Annotated in this window: 15 protein-coding genes; 1 reads left to right on the top strand and 14 read right to left on the bottom strand. The window is 42.9% G+C overall.

The genetic code is table 11. The features are described 5' to 3' along the window. Positions 1–4,884, bottom strand: a complete 4,884-nt coding sequence (locus tag IAE45_RS08640; RefSeq protein WP_325123416.1) for a hypothetical protein — start codon at positions 4,882–4,884, stop codon at positions 1–3. A 1,025-nt stretch (positions 4,885–5,909) separates the two neighbouring features. Next, positions 5,910–6,266, bottom strand: a complete 357-nt coding sequence (locus IAE45_RS08645; protein WP_200125845.1) for a hypothetical protein — start codon at positions 6,264–6,266, stop codon at positions 5,910–5,912. Between the two features lie 498 nt (positions 6,267–6,764). Here IAE45_RS08645 and IAE45_RS08650 point away from each other — a divergent pair, with 498 nt between their 5' ends. After that, a complete protein-coding gene (locus tag IAE45_RS08650; RefSeq protein WP_200125843.1) occupies positions 6,765–7,658 on the top strand; it encodes a hypothetical protein in 894 nt (297 codons plus the stop codon). Positions 7,659–7,682: 24 nt separating this feature from the next. Here the strand turns inward: IAE45_RS08650 and IAE45_RS08655 are convergent, their stop codons facing one another. The 12 genes from IAE45_RS08655 to IAE45_RS08710 all read right to left on the bottom strand — a co-directional run bounded on the left by IAE45_RS08655 (position 7,683) and on the right by IAE45_RS08710 (position 20,824). Beyond that, a complete protein-coding gene (locus tag IAE45_RS08655) occupies positions 7,683–7,940 on the bottom strand; it encodes a hypothetical protein (protein WP_008376271.1) in 258 nt (85 codons plus the stop codon). Positions 7,941–8,198: 258 nt separating this feature from the next. Continuing rightward, positions 8,199–8,363, bottom strand: a complete 165-nt coding sequence (locus IAE45_RS18875) for a hypothetical protein (protein ID WP_016609543.1) — start codon at positions 8,361–8,363, stop codon at positions 8,199–8,201. 34 nt (positions 8,364–8,397) lie between these two features. Next, entirely contained in the window at positions 8,398–9,357 is a 960-nt protein-coding gene (locus IAE45_RS08665) for a LacI family DNA-binding transcriptional regulator (RefSeq protein ID WP_081118872.1), read from the bottom strand. 13 nt (positions 9,358–9,370) lie between these two features. Next, positions 9,371–12,661: a GH36-type glycosyl hydrolase domain-containing protein gene (locus IAE45_RS08670; protein ID WP_200125841.1), complete on the bottom strand. Its 3,291-nt coding sequence runs from the start codon at positions 12,659–12,661 to the stop codon at positions 9,371–9,373. 15 nt (positions 12,662–12,676) lie between these two features. Then, on the bottom strand, positions 12,677–14,827 hold the full coding sequence (locus IAE45_RS08675) for a glycoside hydrolase family 3 N-terminal domain-containing protein (protein ID WP_140965131.1): 2,151 nt from the start codon (positions 14,825–14,827) through the stop codon (positions 12,677–12,679). A 6-nt stretch (positions 14,828–14,833) separates the two neighbouring features. Continuing rightward, positions 14,834–15,613 carry an endonuclease/exonuclease/phosphatase family protein gene (locus tag IAE45_RS08680; protein WP_194194947.1) on the bottom strand — a complete coding sequence of 260 codons (780 nt, stop codon included), beginning with the start codon at positions 15,611–15,613 and terminating at the stop codon, positions 14,834–14,836. Beyond that, entirely contained in the window at positions 15,610–16,524 is a 915-nt protein-coding gene (locus IAE45_RS08685) for an acetylxylan esterase (RefSeq protein ID WP_194194948.1), read from the bottom strand. Before IAE45_RS08685 ends, IAE45_RS08680 begins: the two co-directional genes overlap by 4 nt. Beyond that, positions 16,517–17,119, bottom strand: a complete 603-nt coding sequence (locus tag IAE45_RS08690; protein ID WP_144771022.1) for a DUF624 domain-containing protein — start codon at positions 17,117–17,119, stop codon at positions 16,517–16,519. The genes IAE45_RS08685 and IAE45_RS08690 overlap by 8 nt, the downstream gene beginning before the upstream one ends. A 13-nt stretch (positions 17,120–17,132) precedes the next feature. Then, complete coding sequence (locus IAE45_RS08695) at positions 17,133–17,276, bottom strand: hypothetical protein (protein ID WP_186366366.1); 144 nt, start codon at positions 17,274–17,276, stop codon at positions 17,133–17,135. A gap of 127 nt (positions 17,277–17,403) precedes the next feature. Next, positions 17,404–19,005: a sugar ABC transporter substrate-binding protein gene (locus IAE45_RS08700; protein ID WP_200125839.1), complete on the bottom strand. Its 1,602-nt coding sequence runs from the start codon at positions 19,003–19,005 to the stop codon at positions 17,404–17,406. A 14-nt stretch (positions 19,006–19,019) separates the two neighbouring features. After that, positions 19,020–19,901 carry a carbohydrate ABC transporter permease gene (locus tag IAE45_RS08705; protein ID WP_005227173.1) on the bottom strand — a complete coding sequence of 294 codons (882 nt, stop codon included), beginning with the start codon at positions 19,899–19,901 and terminating at the stop codon, positions 19,020–19,022. Positions 19,902–19,912: 11 nt separating this feature from the next. Next, positions 19,913–20,824, bottom strand: a complete 912-nt coding sequence (locus tag IAE45_RS08710; protein ID WP_005232388.1) for an ABC transporter permease — start codon at positions 20,822–20,824, stop codon at positions 19,913–19,915. Positions 20,825–20,873: the final 49 nt, after the last annotated feature.

Consider the following 20,873-nt stretch of genomic DNA (forward strand, 5'->3'; position numbering starts at 1 on the left):
TTATGGGTTGCCAGGTGCCGAAACCAGCTGCCAGCTCAAGGTTCCTTGATAGTCCCCAACTTTTTGCTGTTCGACTGGAACGGTAAGTTTGATGCCTTCATTTTCACTTTCGCCCCAGTGCTGATTCACGACGTAAGTGCCATTTTCTGTCAATTCCGTTTCCTCGATGATCATTTCCCCACTAGTTATCATCTGTTCTTGACCGTTTTTCACAAAGCGGAAGACATCGGTTAATTGATCTGTTCCATCCGTTAATGGCTGTTGCTCTTTGACCGTCAAGCGCCATGGACTTCGTTCGGATCCTCTCGTATCTTTCACTGCTAGTTCTCCTGTGATCGTTGGCCAATAATCTTGTGTTTCTGTGGCAACTTTTTGCTGCCCAAAATCAAAGGCTGTCGGCACACTGCTTAAAACAAGCTCGCCGGCAACTGCGACGTTGACGACTTTTTCTGCCCGTTGACTGCCTGCTTCATAATGGTAAGCCGTTGAGACATTTTTCAACAACTCATCTTCCGTTGCTTGTTGGATCGCGGTAAAAGCTTGCGGATCGACAGTCGGTGGTACATTTTCGCGATTATCTGCAAAAATCGTGGTTGCTTGGGTATAGTCTGCCAGAGCTGCTTCATCGGTCAGCGCCGTTGCTTCCGGTAAGGTCAAACGGACATCTTTTGCATAGACGGCAAATTGCCGGTCGTCAGAAATGACACTCTCATTTTTGACCACCACCAAATTAACGGTGGTTTCTGCCTGATTCTGATCGTTTTCACCTACCGAGAAAGTGATCGCTTGTTTGCGATAGACCGCTGTTTCTAACGGTTCTTGAATTGCAGCTAAGACCTCTTCTGTCAGCGTATCTTTAAAGAAAGGACGCCCACTGGCTTCGAGATAAGTCACAGCTTGTTCTTTGGTCAGCGATTGTGCCTCTTGTTCTGTAAGAATCACATTGCGGGCTTGGACTTCCGCCTTATTTGAGTAGCGTACGCTGATATCGTAACTATATTCCCCATCAGGACTCGTCCAATCAACTGGTTCTGAATCTGGTTGTTCCGTCAACTGCTGATCCGTGCTATCTAGCTTGCTGGATTTGATTTGACCGGCATATAACCATGAACCGGACGTTTGGGTTTCTGGTGTAAACGTCAATGTTGGCAATTCTGTGACCGTATAAGGAATCAATAAACGCCCTTTTTGCACTTGTGTCCCTGCTTGCTCCGTCCCCCAGGCTTGCAAGGTAAGCGGTGTATTGTTCTCTTTGACTGCTGTTACATTGTGACTAATAGCCCCGATCCCGTTCGCGACTCCCGGTGCTTCGACTTCGTAGTTAATGATCGACCCTGGTATCGCAATACCGTACCCGTTGGCTGCATTGGTCACATCGTTGTCCCCAATGAAGGTTTTCCCAGTCGCTTTTTCGATCCCACTGAAATTGATTGGGGTGATCGCTGCCGCATTAGCAGCAGTTGGATTTATGGTCAACACTTGGTAAGCACTAACCGTACCAAACCACGTTCCTTGACTATTGACTCGAGAGCCTGCATCATTGGTCGTCGTTTTCAGCCACGTTAAATGGTCTTTATCCGTATCTGGTGTTGCGAAATCTGAGAGATTGATTCGCCCCGTTCCCGGTGGTGACTCGATCGTCCCTTGGTCTTCCACCGTTAACTTCGCGCCTGAAATCAAATTCGTTGCGGAAGAAATACCGATACCGGCATTTTTAGAAAGATGGATATCACCGAACTGATGATAGGTCGTTGCGTGATTGGCAGCAGTAGCTGAACGGCCATTTTTGATGTCTCCCCCATTGGCCATTAGCTTGATGCCGTTTGTCACGTTCAATTCGGTAAAGTTGACGATCCCCAGACCCGTCACAGCGATCGGATCAGTTTGATAAGAAGCTGTCCCATCGACATTTTCACCAAAGTTCATCTTCACTTGATTACTGCTGTTGGCTACGATCGTGTTCGTAAAGTTATCTGACGCGTTTCCGCCTGAGATCCCATTGATACTTTTGGCTCCTTGAACCCGCATCTCGACATCTCTTAAAATTCGATTTGAAGAAATGTTTGAATAATTTGTTGTATACAAGTTACCGATACTTGATCCTTCTGCTTGTATATTAATATTGATTTTACCGCTTCTTGTGTTGGCGGCCGTTGAACCGCCATCACCATAGATCGTGGCCCCATTCAGCGCATCTGATCCCGGTTTTGTATATATGTTCAATGTAATCGTATTGGAACTGTCAGTTCCAACGATGTTGGTACTGTTGAAGGGATTGCCGCCTGAGATGTTTGTTCCAGAAGGAAGCTTAAATTCCCCTTCATAGTCCCTTAGGTCGATCGTTAATTGGGCATCTCCTAGCAGCGAACCTGCATTCGTGATTCCTCCAGAAAAAGCACTTGGACCTGTCCGAGGTGCTCCAGAAAAATCTCCGCCGTAAATTCGATTATCAGAATTTCCATTGATCGTGTGTCCTGAAAAATATCCATATGAGGCCCCCATGGAGGCGTTGATGATACCATCATGAACAGTCACTGAAACGTCCCCAGTAATTTTGGCATCCCCCCAACCGCCGCCACTGAGAAACCAGTCGACTTGACCGTAATTTACTTCAGCATGTGAATCACCGAATACACGTTTACCGGTATATCCTGCACCTTCCAACGTATCAACGATCCCGCCATTCAAGATGTTTGCCGTGTTTCCCTCGATGATTCCTGAAAAACCACCACCATAGGTCCAACGAGCGACTACATTGTTTAGGACTGTTTTGGTATCTCCATAAATATAAAGGTTGGTTGCTTGCACACCATTGGTACCGCCTCCGCCTACGATATCAAACGTTCCGACACCATTTGCTCGTGAATTCAAGCTATTTGAATAGGGAATACCATCTTTATAAGATCGTCCCCCATAACTGTAGACGAAACCAGAACCACCGACCGTGCGAGAATCATTTAATACGCCGACCTCGACAGTTGTGCTACCGTCAATAAAGCCACCATACCCAGCTGCCCGCGTATAGGATAAGTTGTCTCCTCCATAACTGACACAGCCTTCTAGGATTTTCGTCGTAATATCGCCGTATACTTTAAAGCGAGCAGTGGTTTCAGCGTAAGCTCGGCGATCAGCCGGTGTCATCGCATCATACACACTATCGGATCCAGTTTGCAGACTTGTAACACTCACGTCCATTCCTGCTCCGCCATCGACACGATTGAATGACCCTTGATTGTAGTCACCTGCTTTAATCGTATTTTCAATACTCCCAGTAATCGTTCCATTGGTTCGATTGGCACCAATAAAATAGGCTGCTCCTGTAGAATAGGCGCTAGTGTCTACTTGGTTCGTAATCGCTGTTTGCTCTCGTGTCTGTCCAATATTTCCTTCTCTGGAACCACCATAATAATTCAATCCTGTGCCGGTCCAACCACCCACTCCTGTGAGAGTATTGTGGACTGTTCCACCAATGTTCCCGTATTGAACACCGCCATAATAGGTTCCTAAACGGAAATTGGTGTTCGTTGTTTGAAAGACTGTTGCGACATTACCGGTAACATTGGCTGTATTTGAAGTAGTGGTTCCGACACCGCCCCCATAATAATCGGTCAATGTGCCATTTAGTCGATTGATGGTAACATTGGTATTCCCATCAATCGTACCGATACTGGCACCTCCTGCAATCGTACTGATGCCGCCCACCGTATTATTTACGACAATCGCTGTATTCCCAGTCAATGTACCACCGCTTTGATTCCCACCATAGATGCTCCAAGTTCCTGAACCTGTCGCATTTACAGTGATCGTCGGATTTCCAGTAAGGTCGCCATTGTTGCTTCCCCCATAAATAGCAAGGCCATCCCCGGTGGAACCACCGTTCAAGGAAAGACTATGCCCATTCATGTACATTCTCGTCCCCGTATAGTTGAGGTTTCGAATCACTACATCAGAACCGAAGTAGATGTCCGTGCCAAGTGCGACTGCTCGACTACCCGAAGTCACCGTTGTTGCATCTGTGATGGGATCATCACTATGTCCTGTGATGATCAAGCGACTGATTTTTCCTTGTAGTGCATAAAAAGTCATGTTTGTATTATCGACTGTGGCTGGAATCGTTTTTGAAGTCAGATTTGTTGGCAAAGTCGCTAAAGCTGAGCCAGAGCCGACATACAAAGCAAATTCTTGGCCATTGCCGTTTTGATACATATCAAACAACGCTTGACGAATCCCTTCAGCACTATTGGTATATTCCGCATATGCTAAACCATCTCCAGCTGGACTTGGTACAGCGATCACTTTCGTTTTATCGGCTTCTGCAATGATCTCTTTGATCGATTGTTCTGCTAACGTGATGTTCGCTGCTCTTGCCTTAACAGTCGGTTTAAAAACAGCAGTTAAGGTTTGATTCTCCGTGAAAATCAATTCAGTCAACGCTTGGCTCGTATAAACTGTCCCGTCTAACGCCCATCCTTCAAAATCAGTATCATCCTCAAAAACTGGTAGTTCACTTTTTTCTATTGCTTCCCCTTTGTTTTTGCTGATCTGGATGCGGGTTTCTCCGGTAGCAAATACATGCTCAGTATCTGTCAAAAAAGTCAATTGTACTTCTTCTACGGCTTCAGATGACTCTTCGGTCTCTGACGAAGATGTCTTCGCAGTTGCTTCTGTAGAATCTGTCGAAGCAGGTTCGCTAGATGCTTGCATTTCCGTTCCGTTCGTCTCTTCCAGACTGTCGATCGATGAAATGACAGAGTCAGCAGAAGACGTACTTTGTTCTTCACTTGTTTTTGTAACACTTTCGGCTTGTGCCACTACCATTGCATATGAAAAACACGGACCTGATGTTAGTAGAAAAACAAGTAAAGATGTTAAAAACCGTTTCACTTTATCCCTCCTATCTTAAAAAATTAACGTATCGCGCAGTGCACGCCATGTGTTACAACTCTTAGTTTAGCGATTTGAAGGAAGAGAATTGTAATTCTTTTTTTCTCCCGTTCAAAATTATGATTATAATTGTTTTTTCATAATTCCAATTTTAGTAACTTCCACATCTTACAGCTATCTGTTACTCATCGATTGAAAAAATCGCAAATTATCAGGATGAATCATCGATTCTTTTCGAAAAACTGCTTTTCTCCTTCATAAATAATACAAAAAACGAGGGATAAATCAACACCAACAATTAAATTAAGATGAGAAAAATAAATAAAAAGATAAAATATTTGACAAAATCCCGTGAAGAAAAAAGCTTTTCTATCTCCCAAAAATGATAAGTTAAAAGAACGCTTCCCATCTTCTCTCTGTAGATAATGATAATGTTATAATCAAAAAATGAATAAAAAACGTTATTTAAAAAAATCAGTACATATAAAATAACAAAATAAAAAATATTATTTTTTTTATAAATCACTGATTTCGATAAAATAAGTAAAGTTATTTTTGAAATAACGCAAAAAAGAGACTGTGACAAAAGCCCATAAAAGAAAGCCGCAAGAAAGGCTCTATAATTTATGGGACTGATGAATCAGAATTGATTCTTCAGCCCCATTTTCGTTTTAGATATTAAAAAACATATCGTTCTCTAATATGATTAAATCAGGACAAAATAAACAAACTAAGAGGACGATAAGTGGTATGAATGATTCTATCAAATATGAATACAAAACAAGGAAAGTAATATTCAAAAAAATCTGAGCTAGAATGAGTTTCATCCTGCTCAGATTTATCTTTTTGCATATTAGCCTCTATTGAAAATAGCTATTATTCTCCAATGACTTGTGCGTATACATCGTTGCAAGATGTTGCCTCTCCATTAGCAAATGATACTGAATAGATGATGCCTCGGCTTCATTTGTTGCAGTAAAGTTTGTTGCTCTTATTCTAATTCCATCAAGTTCCTTTTCCATAATCTAATCTGGTGGAATTGACGTATAATTCGCAATAAATAAATCAATTTTTTCACTTAGATCTGATACTTTTGGAGAATCAATTGATGATGTCGTTTCTGATGAATGAGTTTCATTAAGCATAGAACTGTAAAAAGTTTCTGTTTCACTTGCTATTAGACTTTGTGAGGTTGACTCTTCGGTTTTGTTATACGAATCTTCAAAGGATGTTTTATGTAGTTTTACATTATTCAAAAAACCATCTATAGCCACAAAGTACTCAATTGATTCTTCATCATCATTCAGGAAAAATGTCATATTGTTTTTATACTTAAAGTTTATTAATTCGGGAAAAATATTTTTTAGCTCATCATCAGACACTTCAATATAAAATCCATTTCCAGACTTTTTCACTATGTAAGGAGAACCAGGTGAATTATAATCATCATTTCCATAATCGATTATTTTTTTCTTTATCTATTCTAAAAGAAAACTCTCCTCCCCCTCGTTAGCAACACCATACCAATCACCATAGAAGTCTTTAGCTGGATCTACAGATAGAAAATAGCCCCCTACAAATCCAATTATAACCAACAAGATAAACCCTAATATTTTTATACTTTTTTCATAAATACCCTATTATGTTCCTTTTTTAATAATACAGAATAACGAATATTATGCATTGAAAATCAAGTTTGTGCCGCAAAGAACGAAGATTTACTTGCATATTATTGTATTCAACTTTGTTCAATTTTACATCCTTTCCTATATATTACAAAATTGTCAGGATATAAATATAACTTAAAATGTTTTTTATATATTATATTATGGTATATTAAATTTGTTAGTAAAATAATAATTAAAAAGGAGATTAAAACAATGAAGAAGTTTTTAATTAGTGTAGTGTTTGGTATATCAGTTTTAAGTTTTGGTCAAATAAATGGTTATGCAGATGAGAATGGTTTTGAGATAGATGAAACTAATCAATCATTAATTAATGAGGCAATATCCAATGAAGAGTCCAATAGAGATTATATTGATGGTGTAATTAGAATGTTTGAAGATTCTGATAGTGCGGAAGAGTTCAACGCATCTTTAAATGAGAGTTTAACAGTTTTAAATTCCTATGATGCCGAACAAGATGCATTGTTGGAAGAGTATAAAGCGGACGTTGCCGAATCAGTTGATCCTTTTTATGTTGAACCAAAGTCTAAGATAGGTGCTAGATCATCGGTAACTCCTGCAAATCCAGTTTATGCGGCTGCAATTGCTGCATACAATAAAGGTATATCAATGGTTAAGAAAAAAGGTCACAATCAGACTGCTGCTTATATGAAGCACGCCATTATTTCTGCTGAGAATTACTATTGGAATCCAACATGGAAACCTTCGACATATGTTAATAAAAACGATAGCTGGGCAAAGACTGTAGACGGCGAGGAGTTAATGACCGCTTATTATTCTAGACTTAAAAAAGAAGCATTTTCTACAGGTAAAAAATCTGGTTCTTTCTCAGGAAGTTATACATTTCTAAGCGGCCAACTTCACACAGCATTACGTGGAGTTAGTTACACAGTAACTTATATGAAACAAGCCAATGGAAATTATTGGACTCAAGTAAAGGTTACGGATATATTTGATTTCAAATGGGAGCTAAATGGTTATGATGGCAACTTCGAGGTGGGATTTGGAAACAATTATTGTTACGCAATGCAAAGAGCAGGATTCATCATTCCTTATAAAATCGAAGTGATCCACGAAGTTTCTAGATAGTATAAAAAGAGATGAGCTTTACGCTTATCTCTTTTTGTTTAAGATATATATAATGGATTTTACTAGTGCACCTAAGAAAAGTATCAGGGCTAATACCTTAAAAACTACACCAAGTTCCCAGTTGATTGATCCTTCTCTTAAAAGCTCCTGTTTTTGGGATTTGCTTAGTCCTTCAACGCTTACAGGAATCCAATTTACACTTAAATAGACACCTATAAGTAGCGAAATCATTGAATATATATATAGGATTCTTATTTTTAAGCCTTTTAAAAAGTTAATCATCTTAGCACTCCTTTACAAACTATTATATCAGAAAGGCAGCTTTAAATAATTATCGCTAATATAATTTAATAATTTGTGAGTACTTTTTATAAGAGGTTACTTTTGTCCGACCACTTGGTTATGTTAGCTATTTTAATATTCCTAATTTTATCATAGCCAACCTTATTACCACCAACATATATTTCTAGTTCATCATGCCCCCTAAATATGGCCAACTATATCAGGAAAGTAATTCCCATCTCGATCATGCGCTTCAATTTAGATAGCTACTGATTTGTTCTTGAGTGTTGCCTGATTTAAAGTTTCGGCGATCTCATTAACATCCATCTGGAACTTTTGAATTGGTTTACTTCTTTCAATAGTTCTTTCTCCATCAATTGCTTTGGTATGTTCTGTAAGATAAAATCCTCCCCATTTCACCATTCATTTTTCAACTATTTTTCCTTTAGTGGATCAATTAAATAAATGATCCACCATCCACAAAAGTGGTATAAATATGCTCGTCCGCCACTGGTTCCCCTTGGATCGATTGGACTATTTTCTCAGCTGCCACCATGCCCCATCGATGTTTCGAATAGGAGATCGTCGCTAAGCGCGGCTGCACAAAAGCGCCTAATTCCGTATTATCAAACCCGATGATGCGGATCTCTTTTCCGATGCGATAGTCGGTCTCGCGGACATATTTGTAGACTCCGATTGCCATTTCATCATTGAAGGCAAAGATATCAATGGGAAACTGAGGATCATTTGCTAAGAGCTGTTTTGCTGCGCGATAGCCAGAAGGTTCCGTGAAGTCACCAGGAATCACTTCATAAGGAATACCAAAGCGCGTCAATTCTTTCGTACTAGCGTCTAGCCGCTCCCGACTGTCGTAGCCTTTTTCTGGCCCTGCTAAGAGAAACACTTTTTGGCTTTGTCCAGCGATCAAGCGATCGATCGCCAGCGCCGCCCCTCCTTTATTGTCCAACAAGACTTGATGGATGTTTTCATGAGACAAGACACGGTCTAACACGACGATTTGATGCCCTCGTTGGGCGTATTGCTCGATTTCCTTTGCTGGAAACGTCCAATCCAAAATGATGGCACCGTCCACCATCCGCTCAGGAATAAACAAGTGTGATTTCTTGCCGCTGCAGACGATCATTTCATAGCCGAAAAGTTCCAACCCTTTCTTGATGCCATCTAGCAATTCCCCATAAAAACTTCCGGCATAATCGGCGAGATAAACACCGATGATGTTGGTTTGTCTGCGTTTCAGTGTGCGAGCAGCCATGTTCGGAACATAGTTCAATTCGTTTGCGATCGCTTGAATCCGCGCGCGGGTTTCCTCGGTCACTTTTGGACTGCCATTCAATGCATACGAAACGGTGGATATGGAGACACCCGCTTTTTGGGCAATATCTTTGATTCCTACCATGGCTTCTCCTTTCTTAACGATAGATATCGATCGTATTGGTTTGGTTTTCGTTTAATTGGGCGCAAAGCGCTGCTTTCTTCAGGACAAACGCACCTTGACGGTAGCGGTTTTCCGCAAACTCAGTGGACATTTCTTCCCCGTTGATCAATACTTTCGGCGTACTTGCCGAATGATAGACGATTTCGACCGGCCGATCAAAGAGTCGATATGTCAGAGTCAATCCTGCTAATTCCGCTGGCAAGACAGGATCAAGTTCAACATGATCAACAAAGGTACGAATGCCTAACACATTGCTGATCAACTGATTCATATAGATCCCTGGACCACTAGAATAGATGCGCCAGCCGCCTTTGACGCCGACTGCTGCCTCCTTAAGTTTACCAAAATTTTCTTGGGCTTCAACCCTTGTTTTGAAATCGCCATCAGAACTGCTGAAATACGCATTTGCTTGACGGATCTCCGCGTTTTCGACCCGTTGAGCGATCTGGATCGGATTGATGACCCCAAGCGCTTGCCAAGTCTCTTCTTCACGACCTAATTTCGCCATCGCTTCGGTAAAGCGGATGTGGGCGTGAACGTACTGCAAACCGATTTCTCGCCCAAAGTTGGCTGCTTGTTCTGCTCGCTTGAAATTGGTGCTGACACCACCCGCATAAGTCGCTGGACGATTCATCAAACGCACCCCATCTGGAAATTGCAAATGCTCCTTGATGATCGCCACATGATGATCGGCTTGTTCGGGAGATAACAGCTCACCGATCATGCTTTGCTGCATCGGCAGCAAGCGGTATTGGATACCGGTTTTCTTGTCAGTCGGATGGACCATCAGTTCCACGTGCTCGCTATCTTCCATATAGACAAATCCTGGCAAAGTACCATCAGCTAACATGTATTTTTCAAAGTCGTGTTTGATGCCCTTAGACAGTTCTGTTAAATGTTTGGCATACTCTGGGTCAACTGACTGCAACTGGCTGGCCAATTTTTTCAATACTTCATAGGTCAAGGCAACGGTCCAGCTGCTGGCCATTTGTTTCTTCAACTTACTGTTATTTGGCTGCAAGGTGTCATCCCAATCGCCATCACCATAACAAGACAGGTACGTTCCTTCCAAGAAGTTCGCTTCGATATACGCCACTTCTTTTTTCAAATGATCAAACAACGAAGCTTTGGTCTTGGTTTTCAAGAAGGTTGCGCGATCCGTATAAGGCAGTTCTTTTTCCAAAATCGCGAAATCTTTAGTTTTTTCGAGATATTCACTAACGACTTTCATTGGCCAGACGATCACATCTCCGTGGCTCTCATCGGCTTTTTGTTTCTCATAGCGATCAAACATAAACCATTGTGGCCAGTTGCCGTCATCTGCAAATTGATTTTCAAACAAATGCTCGATGATGGACGCCACCATCTCAGGACGATTAAGTGCTAAGAAATACTCAGTCGGTCCTTGGGAAACGTCTCGAGTCCCCCAAGCAGCACCACCGTACTGTTCAAGACCATGAGGAGACAAGTAATGAACAAGCATATTGTGGGTGTACCAACGTGCCAAGTGATTGAAGGATGCAACGTCTGCCTGCGAATGTTTCAATTCAAACTGATTCAACAAATCATCGACAAAGGCCGTATAGGCAGTGTCTTCTTGCTGGCGATCTAACGTTTCGGAAACAAAGGGTTCACCAGTCAGTGTGCCTTGGATCACGAAGGAAACCGTCGCCTGTTCTGCAAAGGTCAATACGGTCGTGCTATCGTCGGCTGCCACATTGAAAATCGTTTCATCGGTCAGTTCAAAAGGTTGAGCCGCATGGAGATAATACGTCAATTCTGGATAAGTTTCCGCAATCGGTGAATCCGCTGTTCCTTTGATGGTGAGCAATTGTTGATCTTGCGAAATGGTAGCAGTCGGTACCGCTTCATCGATCCCCATCACAAATTGATTAGTGATGGCCCAGGTGTAGGCACGACCTTGTTCACTAGTGATGGTGGTTGCAATCGTGCGTCCATTTGCTTTCGTGAAGGTCGTTACTTGAATGACATCATCGGCTGTTTTGTAGTACCACGTCGCCGAATTCAAGCCCATTTCAAAGACAGATGGCATCGTTAAAATCCGCCATTGATCGCCGTCTTTCAAATAGATCCGCTGACCGGAACGTTTGAAAAGATTCAATGAGTTGCGGCTATTGCTAAACAATTTGTTCATGTTCGTATTGCCTAATACGATTTGGGAGTTAAACATCCCCGTCATGTAAACGGTCGTGCTCAAAATGGGTTGATCGACGATCAGATCTTGTCCGCTCATCAAAATATGTCCATGGGAGCGTTCCATCTGTCCTTCCTTTTCCTTCAACACGACATGGTGATAGTCAGGGGTAAAAAAGGAATACAGCTGTTCGTCAACGCTTTCCACTGCTTCTTGCTGAGGAAATCGCTCGTTGATTTCTTCTGTGGTAAATATCAGCCCTGTGAGCGGTTGACCAAAGTTTTTTCGTGGCTGCGCCGTTGCTTGCAACGAGTCGAAGGACAAGGCTTGATACGTTTCTTTCAACGTTTCAAGTGCAAACTGCGGTTCATTGACTGCCGTCGCTTGATTGGCTTTGACCGCTGCGTAAAAAACGATTTCCGTAGGCGTCTCACTTACCGTCAACCATTGCGTTTGTAGTGCCGTATAGGCAAATTCGTATTGATACACTTCATTGGCTAACGTTTCTTGGCTAAGTGCAGCTGGTTGATTTGTTTCTTTGTAGCTGCGACCGAAAAATTGATAGCCATCCGTCGAGAAGCCTTTTAAGGCTTGGAAGCTGCCCTGTTCCACCAATGGAAATTGACCATTTTGTGGTTGATTTTGACGCGAAGAAAGCACGATGCGATCCTTATCATGGCTAACATGATGGTCGATATATTGCGAAACATAGGCTTCATTGGATTGAACAGCCCCTTTGGCGGCATTACCAAGATCTTGTCCGTAAACCAGTTCCGCTTCCCCAGAACCACTCAATTGAACCCGCCAGAACCAGCAATCTTGTGCCAATTGGAAATCAACTTGGTAATTGATGGACTGATACGTCCCGGTCCAGGTCAGCTGTTTGTCTGAGTAGGCAAAGGCACTGTCGGCATTTGAACCGATCAAGGGAATAAAGGACAATTCCCCCGCTTCACGCAGTCGTAGATAGATTTGATTTAAACTGCCATCTAGCGCATTTCCGTTCAACTGATTGATCATCACACCGTGACTTTGGATCTCATATAAATCACCGTTTGGTAAAAACGTCACGGTCGTATTTGCATTATTCATCACTATTTTTTTCGTCATAGAAACCTTCCTATCTTACCTAACTAATTGCAGGGTTGTTTGTTGGGTGTCTCGGCTGTTCCCACCAATCATGATGTGGAATTTCCCTGGATCACTGCTTGCTTGTTGGTTGCTGTGAACATAGCGCAGCAGTTCTTCCGTGATCTCAAATTGAACGGTTGCTGATTCGCCAGCCTCTAGCCAAATTTTCTTAAAGCCTTTCAGTTCTTTCACTGGGCGAACCACTTCACCGACTAAATCGCGAATGTAGCATTGGACCGTTTCCCAGACCGCTGCCGTTCCTTGGTTCGTAACCGTGATGGAAGCTGTGACCGTTTGATCTTTGGTCATAGTCGGCTGATCCAACGTCACCGCAGAATATGCAACTGGGCTATAACTCAAGCCAAACCCAAATGGATATTTGGCATAATTGGAGACATCCAAATATTTTGAGACATATTTTTCATCCGGTGCACTTTCATAAGGACGACCGGTATTGTCAACGTTGTAATACACAGGAACTTGTCCAACAGTTTCTGGGAATGACATGCTCAAGCGACCGCTTGGATTGTATTCTCCCCACAGGATCTGAGCAAGTGCGTTTCCGCCTTCGGTTCCAGGGAACCAAGCCTCGACGATCGCTTTGGCTGCATCCACACCTTGCAAATCAAGAGGACGACCGTTATAAAGAGTTACGATCAATTGCTCGTTGTATTCTTTCAAGGTTTCAACCAAGGACAATTGGGCTTGCGGCAAGCGAATGTCGCTGCGGCTGGCAGCTTCGCCGCTCATCCATTCCTGCTCTCCTAGTGCTAGGACCACTTTATCGGCTGCCTTCACTAATTCGATCGCTTCTTGGATCGCCGCTTCAGACGGTGCAAAATAATCAAAGGGCTCTTGACCGATCAACAGATCCGCACCCAATGCTTGAGCACCCTCCACTAAAGTCACTACTTCTTCTTGTTTCCCTTGCCAAGACCAAGCCCCTAATAGATCACGGGAGTGAGCACCTGGGCCCACGATCGCCACTTTTTCGGTTTTCTGCAACGGCAGGACACCTTCATTTTTCAACAACACCATTGATTTCTTTGCGATATCGCTAGCGATCTCACGGTGTTCTTGAGACAAAACAGTGGCTGCTTCAGCGGCTTCATCAGCGCCGCGGTATGGATTTTCAAATAGCCCCAGCTCATTTTTCAAGGTCAAGATTCTTAGCACCGCTTCATCGACTAAGGCTTCCTCAACGGTGCCTTCTGCGATCAGCTCTTTCAAGTTATCAGTGTAGCAAGTCGTCATCATCTCGATATCGACCCCAGCCTTGATGGCTAGTTCAGCGGCATGTTTTTCATCCTCCGCTGCGCCATGAGCGATCACTTCTTTGATTGCAGCCCAGTCAGAGATCACAACGCCTTCAAATCCGAATTCTTCTCGCAAAACATCGCGGAAGAGCCAGCGATTGGCCGTTGCTGGAATGCCGTCTACTGTATTGAAGGAAGTCATCACCAGTTTGGCACCGGCATCAAGGGCTGCTTTATAGCCTGGTAAATAACTTTCTCGCAGTTGGCGCTCTGACATATTGACCGTGTTGTAATCGCGACCGCCGATAGCCGCACCGTAAGCCGCAAAATGTTTGACGCACGCAGCCACGCGGTTGAAATCCGTTCGCAGATCATCCCCTTGATAGCCTTTGACAAAGGCTTCAGCGAAGCGACTGTTCAAGTAAGGATCTTCCCCTGTCGATTCCATGACACGGCCCCAGCGTGGGTCTCTTACTAAGTCCACCATCGGTGAAAAGGTCACATGCAAGCCAGAAACAGCTGCTTCTTTGGCAGATACTTCCGCCATCTTCTCCGCTGCTGCCAAATCCCATGAACTGCCTAATCCTAATGGAATCGGGAAAATCGTCCGAAAGCCGTGAATGATATCCGCCATCAATATCGTCGGGATATTCAAGCGGTTATTGGCGATATACTCTTTTTGGACGCGGATCGCTTCTTTCGCACCAGAAACACCTAGCGTTGTTCCCGCATTGTTGATGTTCTCTTGTGTCAGTCCTAAGTCGCCCATTGGGCCGGTTTTCTCTTCTGCTTTATCTGAATAAAAAGCCGCTGCCAGTTGCAGCAACTGATCGATTTTTTCATCTAAGGTCATTTCTGAAAGTAGTTCGGTTAATTTCTGCTGTTCCATTTTTATTCATCCTTTGCTTTCTTCAAATTGGACTTCTGCTTCTAAAGGGAAATGATCGGAGGGAAAACGACGATCACAAGAATCCGTTAGACAGGCGGTTTTGACCACCGTGAAGCCTTTCGTATAGATATAATCAATTTCTTCTAATTCTTGCCATGGTAACGTATAAATAAAATTTTGATAGGAGCCTTTGGGTCCGTGATGAGGCTTTTGCCCATGTTCTTTGGCATTTTGAAAATGCTGCTCTAAATACCGATGCACCCGCTCCGTTGGCTCCGCATTCAAGTCGCCCATTAGTAATACTGGATAACGTTCGATCTGATCTGCCAGTTGCTCAAAGATCACTTTCATCCCTTCAAAACGAGCCATTTCTGAAATATTATCTAAATGGGTCGTGATGACAAGAAACGGCGGATTCTTTTTTTCCTGTAAGACTGCCCAAACACATAATCGTGAATACGCAGCTTCTGGATGAATACTTGGTTCAGTCGGTTTCAATGACAACCAAAACGAACCTGAAGCTAATAACTCGAAAGCCTCTTTTTGATAATACAGTCCGATGCCTTCGCCTAAGCCATCACCGTCACGTTCAGCAGTGACGGAAGCATACTGCGCTAGCTTTGCTAAATCTGCAAATTGACTAGGTCGGGCTTCTTGGATCGCCAGAACATCCCAGTCGTAGTAATCGATCAAGGAGCAAACCGCCTCCGATCGATAGTGCCATTGCCATTCTTGGTCATAGTCGGTATCGACTCGTAGATTGTAGGTTGCTACTTTCATCTTCATTCATTTCCTTTGAGTAATTTTGTGATTTGCTGCATTTCACGACGGATTTGTTTCGCTTCGCCGCCCCCATGCCCTTTATTTAAGTAAATACGCAATTCTTTCGGTCCAGGAATCTTTTTATAGGAAACGAAGAAATCTTCCATGGGACAGATCGGATCAGCACTGCCGACCGATGTATAAACAGGACCAGTTATTCGATGAGCAAAATACTTCAAATCAAAATAACTCATGACTTGATAGATCGTTTCCCGCGTTTCTGGAAATTGTTCGATATACTCTTGGATCACCTGGTAACTTCCTGTTTTCTGTTCGATCCGATGGACAAGATTGGAGTGGCTTGGCACATCGGCAAACGTCGCAAAAATCGGGACGTTCGTTAATGCGTTGACCAATAAGGCGATGCCGCCTCCTTGTGAGCCGCCTCTTAAAATAATGCGCTGCGGATCGATTTCCGGTATCTGTTGAAGGACTTCTAGTGTGCGCAGACTATCTGCGACCAATCGCTTCATATAAAAATCTTCTTTTTTCAAGATGCCGCGTCCAAAAGGTGCTTCATGCTGCGTGGTTTCATAAGGAACTTGATCTTGCGTGCGTCCTCCTTGTCCGCGATTGTCGATGACAAGACAGCCGCAGCCGATCAGTAACCAATGAGCGAATTGGAACGGTTCTTGCACATGATTCATATAGCCTAAAAAATCAATCACGATTGGACAATCTGCCGCTTGTTCTGGCAGCAGCAGATGCCCATAGATCGTTTCATTACCAAGACTTTGAAAAGAAATCGTAAAACAATCGATCCCTTTCAGCAAAGGTGCTTGTTTGGTTCTTTCAAAGGCTAGCGGAAGGGCGTCAAGTTCTTGTTGGACCGAAGCCCAAAAACAGGATCGATCAGTCGCTGTGGATTCAGTCATTTGTCTCTTCCCCCTTCGCTAATACTTTATTGAAAAACAACACTTGGATAAAGGCTGAGCCTGAGATCCCTAAACAAACAAATAAGAATAGGTTCACTTTGCTGCACAATACAAAAACAATGATTGGGATCACCAGTAAAATGATCGCATTCGCCGTACTGCTAAGAACCGCATACGCCGTTTCTTTCGCTGTTTCTTGCAATGATTGCGTAAACAAGCTGTACAAGAGGACGAACACGACAAGATACAGCGCAGCCAAGCTGACGAGGATCACAGCTAGAACACCAAAGTAAGGTGTAATCATCATCAAGGAATAGATCAACCCAGCAAAGACTGCCACATACGCAATAACAAGACCTTCTAAGAAGAGCCCACGTTTGAGGTTGCTTAAGAATGCTTGCTTGTATCGTTGCCAAATCGGGACATCCCGTTCCTTGTACAATTGATCGATCGTCTGATACAGCGCGATCAATGCTGGTCCTGCGAGAATCAGCGTCATTGCTGGAATCATAAAGAGAAAACTAACAATGATCATATCTGCTAAAAAAGCAAAGACCCGATAGTACCATCCTTCATAAGAAAATAGTCGATTCATTATGATCCTCCAATCAAAACTTGCTGATTTGTGCTGTGAGTGCTGCGTAAACTTGTTTCTTGCCTTCTTGTGATTTTGGGTCGTTTCTCAACGTACAGTTTTCTGGGTTGCAGGTCTCACTCAGTGTGCCAATCGCAGTGATTCTTTGTACGGTCACTACGCTCCCTGCGGTCGCCTAGTACTTTGAAACATCAGATTTTGCGCAAAGTGCGCGCAAAACCTGTGTTTCAAAGCAAAGGAGAGGAAAGGTCTTTTTTTTGGCTTCCTTTCCTCTCCTTTGGGGGTTATTTTAGTCGTTCGCGGTTTTCGGCCATTTTTTCAGTTTTAATGTCTTTGATTGCATCCCAGTTGTTTGAATCTAAGAAGCTTTCAAAGTCGGTTAGTGTGCTGTCAAATGTTCCTTCATCTTTTGAACGGATCAATGAGATGATCGTGCTGTTGATTTTGGTTTTGATGGCTGTGTTTGAACGTGCTTCAGCAGTTCCGGCATCTGGATCCGTATTTTCGATCACAAAGTGTGGATACAATTTGCCTTCGCCCCATTCTTGCATTTGAGTCAAGGCATTTTCGGTTTTGACTTTCAGTGCATTGACGCGGTCATTGTTAAAGTAGTTGAAACGGCTGATACCATATTTTTTGTTGTAGCCTTCGTTGTCGGTTTGTTCCATTTCTTTGATTTCTGGCAAGTAATCGATTTTGCCTTCATCGTTGTATTCATACGTCACGCCTTCAACACCGAATTTTGTCAAAATTTGTCCTGGTTCATCGATCAAGTACGTGAAGAGTTGGGTTACTTTTGCTGGATCCGCCGCATCTTTTGTGATGTAGTTGATCAACCAGCCAGAGATTCCTGTTTGGTTCAAGGTTGCTTCACGACCAGACGTGCTGGCAGGGCCATCGATTGCGATGTAGCGTGTGTCAGAGTTTTTCATGAATTCAGTGAAGTTCCCACCTTGTCCGCTCGTTCCTGCGACTAAGATCGTTGCATAGTCCCCTTGTTTTACTTTTTCATCATAGGTTGGGCCGTCATCAGTAAAGCTGTCATCACTGATGTTGCCGTCACGATACACTTGATTGAAGGTTTTCAACCATGAGATATATTCTTCATCTAAATTACGGTCGTAGAAAGCTCCATCTTCATCTTCTAATGGAACACCTAAGAAATCTTGCAATTTATCTAAGAATGGCCCTGCTGTTTCGCCGATCGTTGTGAAGCCCATCGGTGTCAAATCAGGGAATTTCTCGCTGATTTCTTTCATGACTTTCACATAGTTTTCTGGAGTCGAAACATCTGGTTTGCCTAATGCTTCATAGACATCTTCACGGATCACAAAGTTGTCATTGACGGGAATATTGCCGTTTTCGTAGTCCGCTGCAGTGTTGGAATAGTTTGGATAGCCATAAGTTTTGCCATCATCTAAAGCAAACCATTTGAAGGTATCTTCGGTCACGACATTCATCAAATACGGATCGTATTGTTCCGCTAAATCGTTTAATGAGTATGCCCAGCTATCAGCTTTTGTGGCTGCTTGACTGGTTTTATCCATCAACGTCACGATATCAGGCATATCACCACTTGAAATCAAGGCATTTAATTTCGAATCATCCCCTGAAATAAATTCAATATCAATGTTCAAATCTTTTTTGATTTGGGCTGTCGTCACATCTTCACCAAATGGCAAAGCTGTCCAGTCTGAATTGATGTACCATGTGATCTTGGTTGGTTCTTCTTTGGTATCGAGTTTCCATGCTGGTGTCTTTTCATCTAACTCATACCGATCTTTGATAGAAAAATCCGAACTGCTGGCATTGTCTGAGCTGCCGCCACATGCTGCTAAGCTGAGTAATGCTGATGCTGCCAATAAACCGCCTACTACTTTTTTCATGTCTATCCCTCTTTCTATTCTTTTACTGCACCGGCCATCATACCGCCGATAAAGTGTTTTTGAAGCAATGGATATATAATTAAAATTGGCACTGTCGTGATGACGATCGTAGCCAACTGAACCCCACGGGTCGTTGCTTGGACGATAAAGTCAGTACTACCGCTTTCAGTCATCGTACTCAAGTTGGATTGGACGATGATTTCATAAATCTTCATTTGCAGCGGATAGAGATACTCTTTTGTGATATACAGTTTTGTCGTCATAAAATCATTCCATTGGCCAACCCCGTTGAACAAGATGATGGTTGCCAATGCCGGTTTCGTTAATGGTAAGAAGATTTTATAGAAGATTTGGAATTCACTTGCACCGTCGATCTTCGCCGATTCTTCGAGTGAAGGCGGAATCTCACGGAAAAAGTTCATTAAAATCACGACATCATAATAGCTGAACAAAGCTGGAATAATGTAGACCCAGAAAGAATCCAGTAATCCTAGCGAGCGAATCAGCAAGTACGTTGGAATCATCCCACCACTGAAGTACATGGTGATGACCCCCATCGTTGTATAGATGTTGCGGCCAACCAAGCGTGATTTACTCAATCCGTAAGCCACGATCGCACAAAACAAGGTATGGGTCGCAGCCCCAAGAACCGTTTTTAACACTGAGATCAAGAAGGCACGAGGGATACTTGCGTCGGAAAAAACTTTCCGATAGTTTTCCCAGGTAAAGCCTTTGGGCCATAACACGAGGCCGTTGCCCGCTAATCCAGAACTAGAAGACACGGAGGAAACCAAGATATTCCAAATCGGTACGATGATCATCAATGAGAATAAAATCAAGATCACGGTATTGAAGAAGTAAAACCATGTGTTTTCTTTTGCTTTTCTTTTGATCATGTTTTTTCCTCCTATAAGATAACTGAATTGCCGTTGTTCAACTTGCGGGTCACTCGATCCGTGATCACCAATAAGATGACGGAAATGACCGCGATCCCCAAGCCGACAGCAGTTGCATAAGAGAAATCACCTTGCGTCAACCCCATTTTATAAACAAAGGAGTTGATGACTTCTGAACGGTTTTGGTTCTGTGAATTCATCAAAACTAATGTTTGATCTAGGTTTGACCCTAAGATACCGCTCACATTCAGAATCAAGTTTAAGGAGATGATCGGTGTCAGTAATGGCAATGTGATCGAGCGAATCTGTCTTAGCTTGCTGGCACCATCGATTCGTGCGGCTTCATAAAACGTTGGATCGATCCGCGACATCCCTGCCAAGTAAAGGATCGTTCCCCAGCCGACTTCTTTCCATAGATCAGAAAGGACCGCGATCCACCAATATTTGCTTGGATCCAATAGATGATTGACCCCTTTGTCCATCAATCCTACAGACATCAGCACTTGGTTGATAAAGCCGTTCGTTGACAGCCAAGAAATCATCATCCCACCTAGCACGATCCATGAGAAAAAATGGGGAATGTATGAAACCGTTTGAATAAATTTCTTCAAGCGGCCATCTTGCATTTCAAAAATCATAATGGCTAACACAATCGGGATCGCAAAACCTAATCCTAATTTCAATAAGCTGATGGCTAACGTATTTCTAACAGCTTCCCAGAAAAAACTGTCATTCATAATGATACGGAAATTCTCTAACCCGACCCATGGTGCTGATGAAATCGTGTCAATCACCGTATAGTTTTTGAAAGCGATTATAATTCCGTAGATCGGAATATAATTAAATACGATCATAAATGCCACGCCGGGAAAAACCATCCAGTGAAGCTGCCGTTGACTATAAAACTTTTGCAGTTTACTCATACACAAAATCTCCTTCTTTCTATCCTCGTAACACTACGTATATCTCCAC

It is taken from the genome of Enterococcus sp. S53 (assembly GCF_016516865.1).
Lineage (GTDB): Bacteria > Bacillota > Bacilli > Lactobacillales > Enterococcaceae > Enterococcus_D > Enterococcus_D innesii.

Excerpts from the sequence above, each read along its gene's own strand:
- IAE45_RS18875 (WP_016609543.1), bottom strand. The coding sequence starts at position 8,363 with ATGGTGAAATGGGGAGGATTTTATCTTACAGAACATACCAAAGCAATT.
- IAE45_RS08675 (WP_140965131.1), bottom strand. The coding sequence starts at position 14,827 with ATGGAACAGCAGAAATTAACCGAACTACTTTCAGAAATGACCTTAGAT.
- IAE45_RS08700 (WP_200125839.1), bottom strand. The coding sequence starts at position 19,005 with ATGAAAAAAGTAGTAGGCGGTTTATTGGCAGCATCAGCATTACTCAGC.
- IAE45_RS08710 (WP_005232388.1), bottom strand. The coding sequence starts at position 20,824 with ATGAGTAAACTGCAAAAGTTTTATAGTCAACGGCAGCTTCACTGGATG.
- IAE45_RS08650 (WP_200125843.1), top strand. The coding sequence starts at position 6,765 with ATGAAGAAGTTTTTAATTAGTGTAGTGTTTGGTATATCAGTTTTAAGT.
- IAE45_RS08680 (WP_194194947.1), bottom strand. The coding sequence starts at position 15,613 with ATGAAGATGAAAGTAGCAACCTACAATCTACGAGTCGATACCGACTAT.
- IAE45_RS08705 (WP_005227173.1), bottom strand. The coding sequence starts at position 19,901 with ATGATCAAAAGAAAAGCAAAAGAAAACACATGGTTTTACTTCTTCAAT.
- IAE45_RS08670 (WP_200125841.1), bottom strand. The coding sequence starts at position 12,661 with ATGACGAAAAAAATAGTGATGAATAATGCAAATACGACCGTGACGTTT.
- IAE45_RS08665 (WP_081118872.1), bottom strand. The coding sequence starts at position 9,357 with ATGGTAGGAATCAAAGATATTGCCCAAAAAGCGGGTGTCTCCATATCC.
- IAE45_RS08685 (WP_194194948.1), bottom strand. The coding sequence starts at position 16,524 with ATGACTGAATCCACAGCGACTGATCGATCCTGTTTTTGGGCTTCGGTC.
- IAE45_RS08690 (WP_144771022.1), bottom strand. The coding sequence starts at position 17,119 with ATGAATCGACTATTTTCTTATGAAGGATGGTACTATCGGGTCTTTGCT.
- IAE45_RS08655 (WP_008376271.1), bottom strand. The coding sequence starts at position 7,940 with ATGATTAACTTTTTAAAAGGCTTAAAAATAAGAATCCTATATATATAT.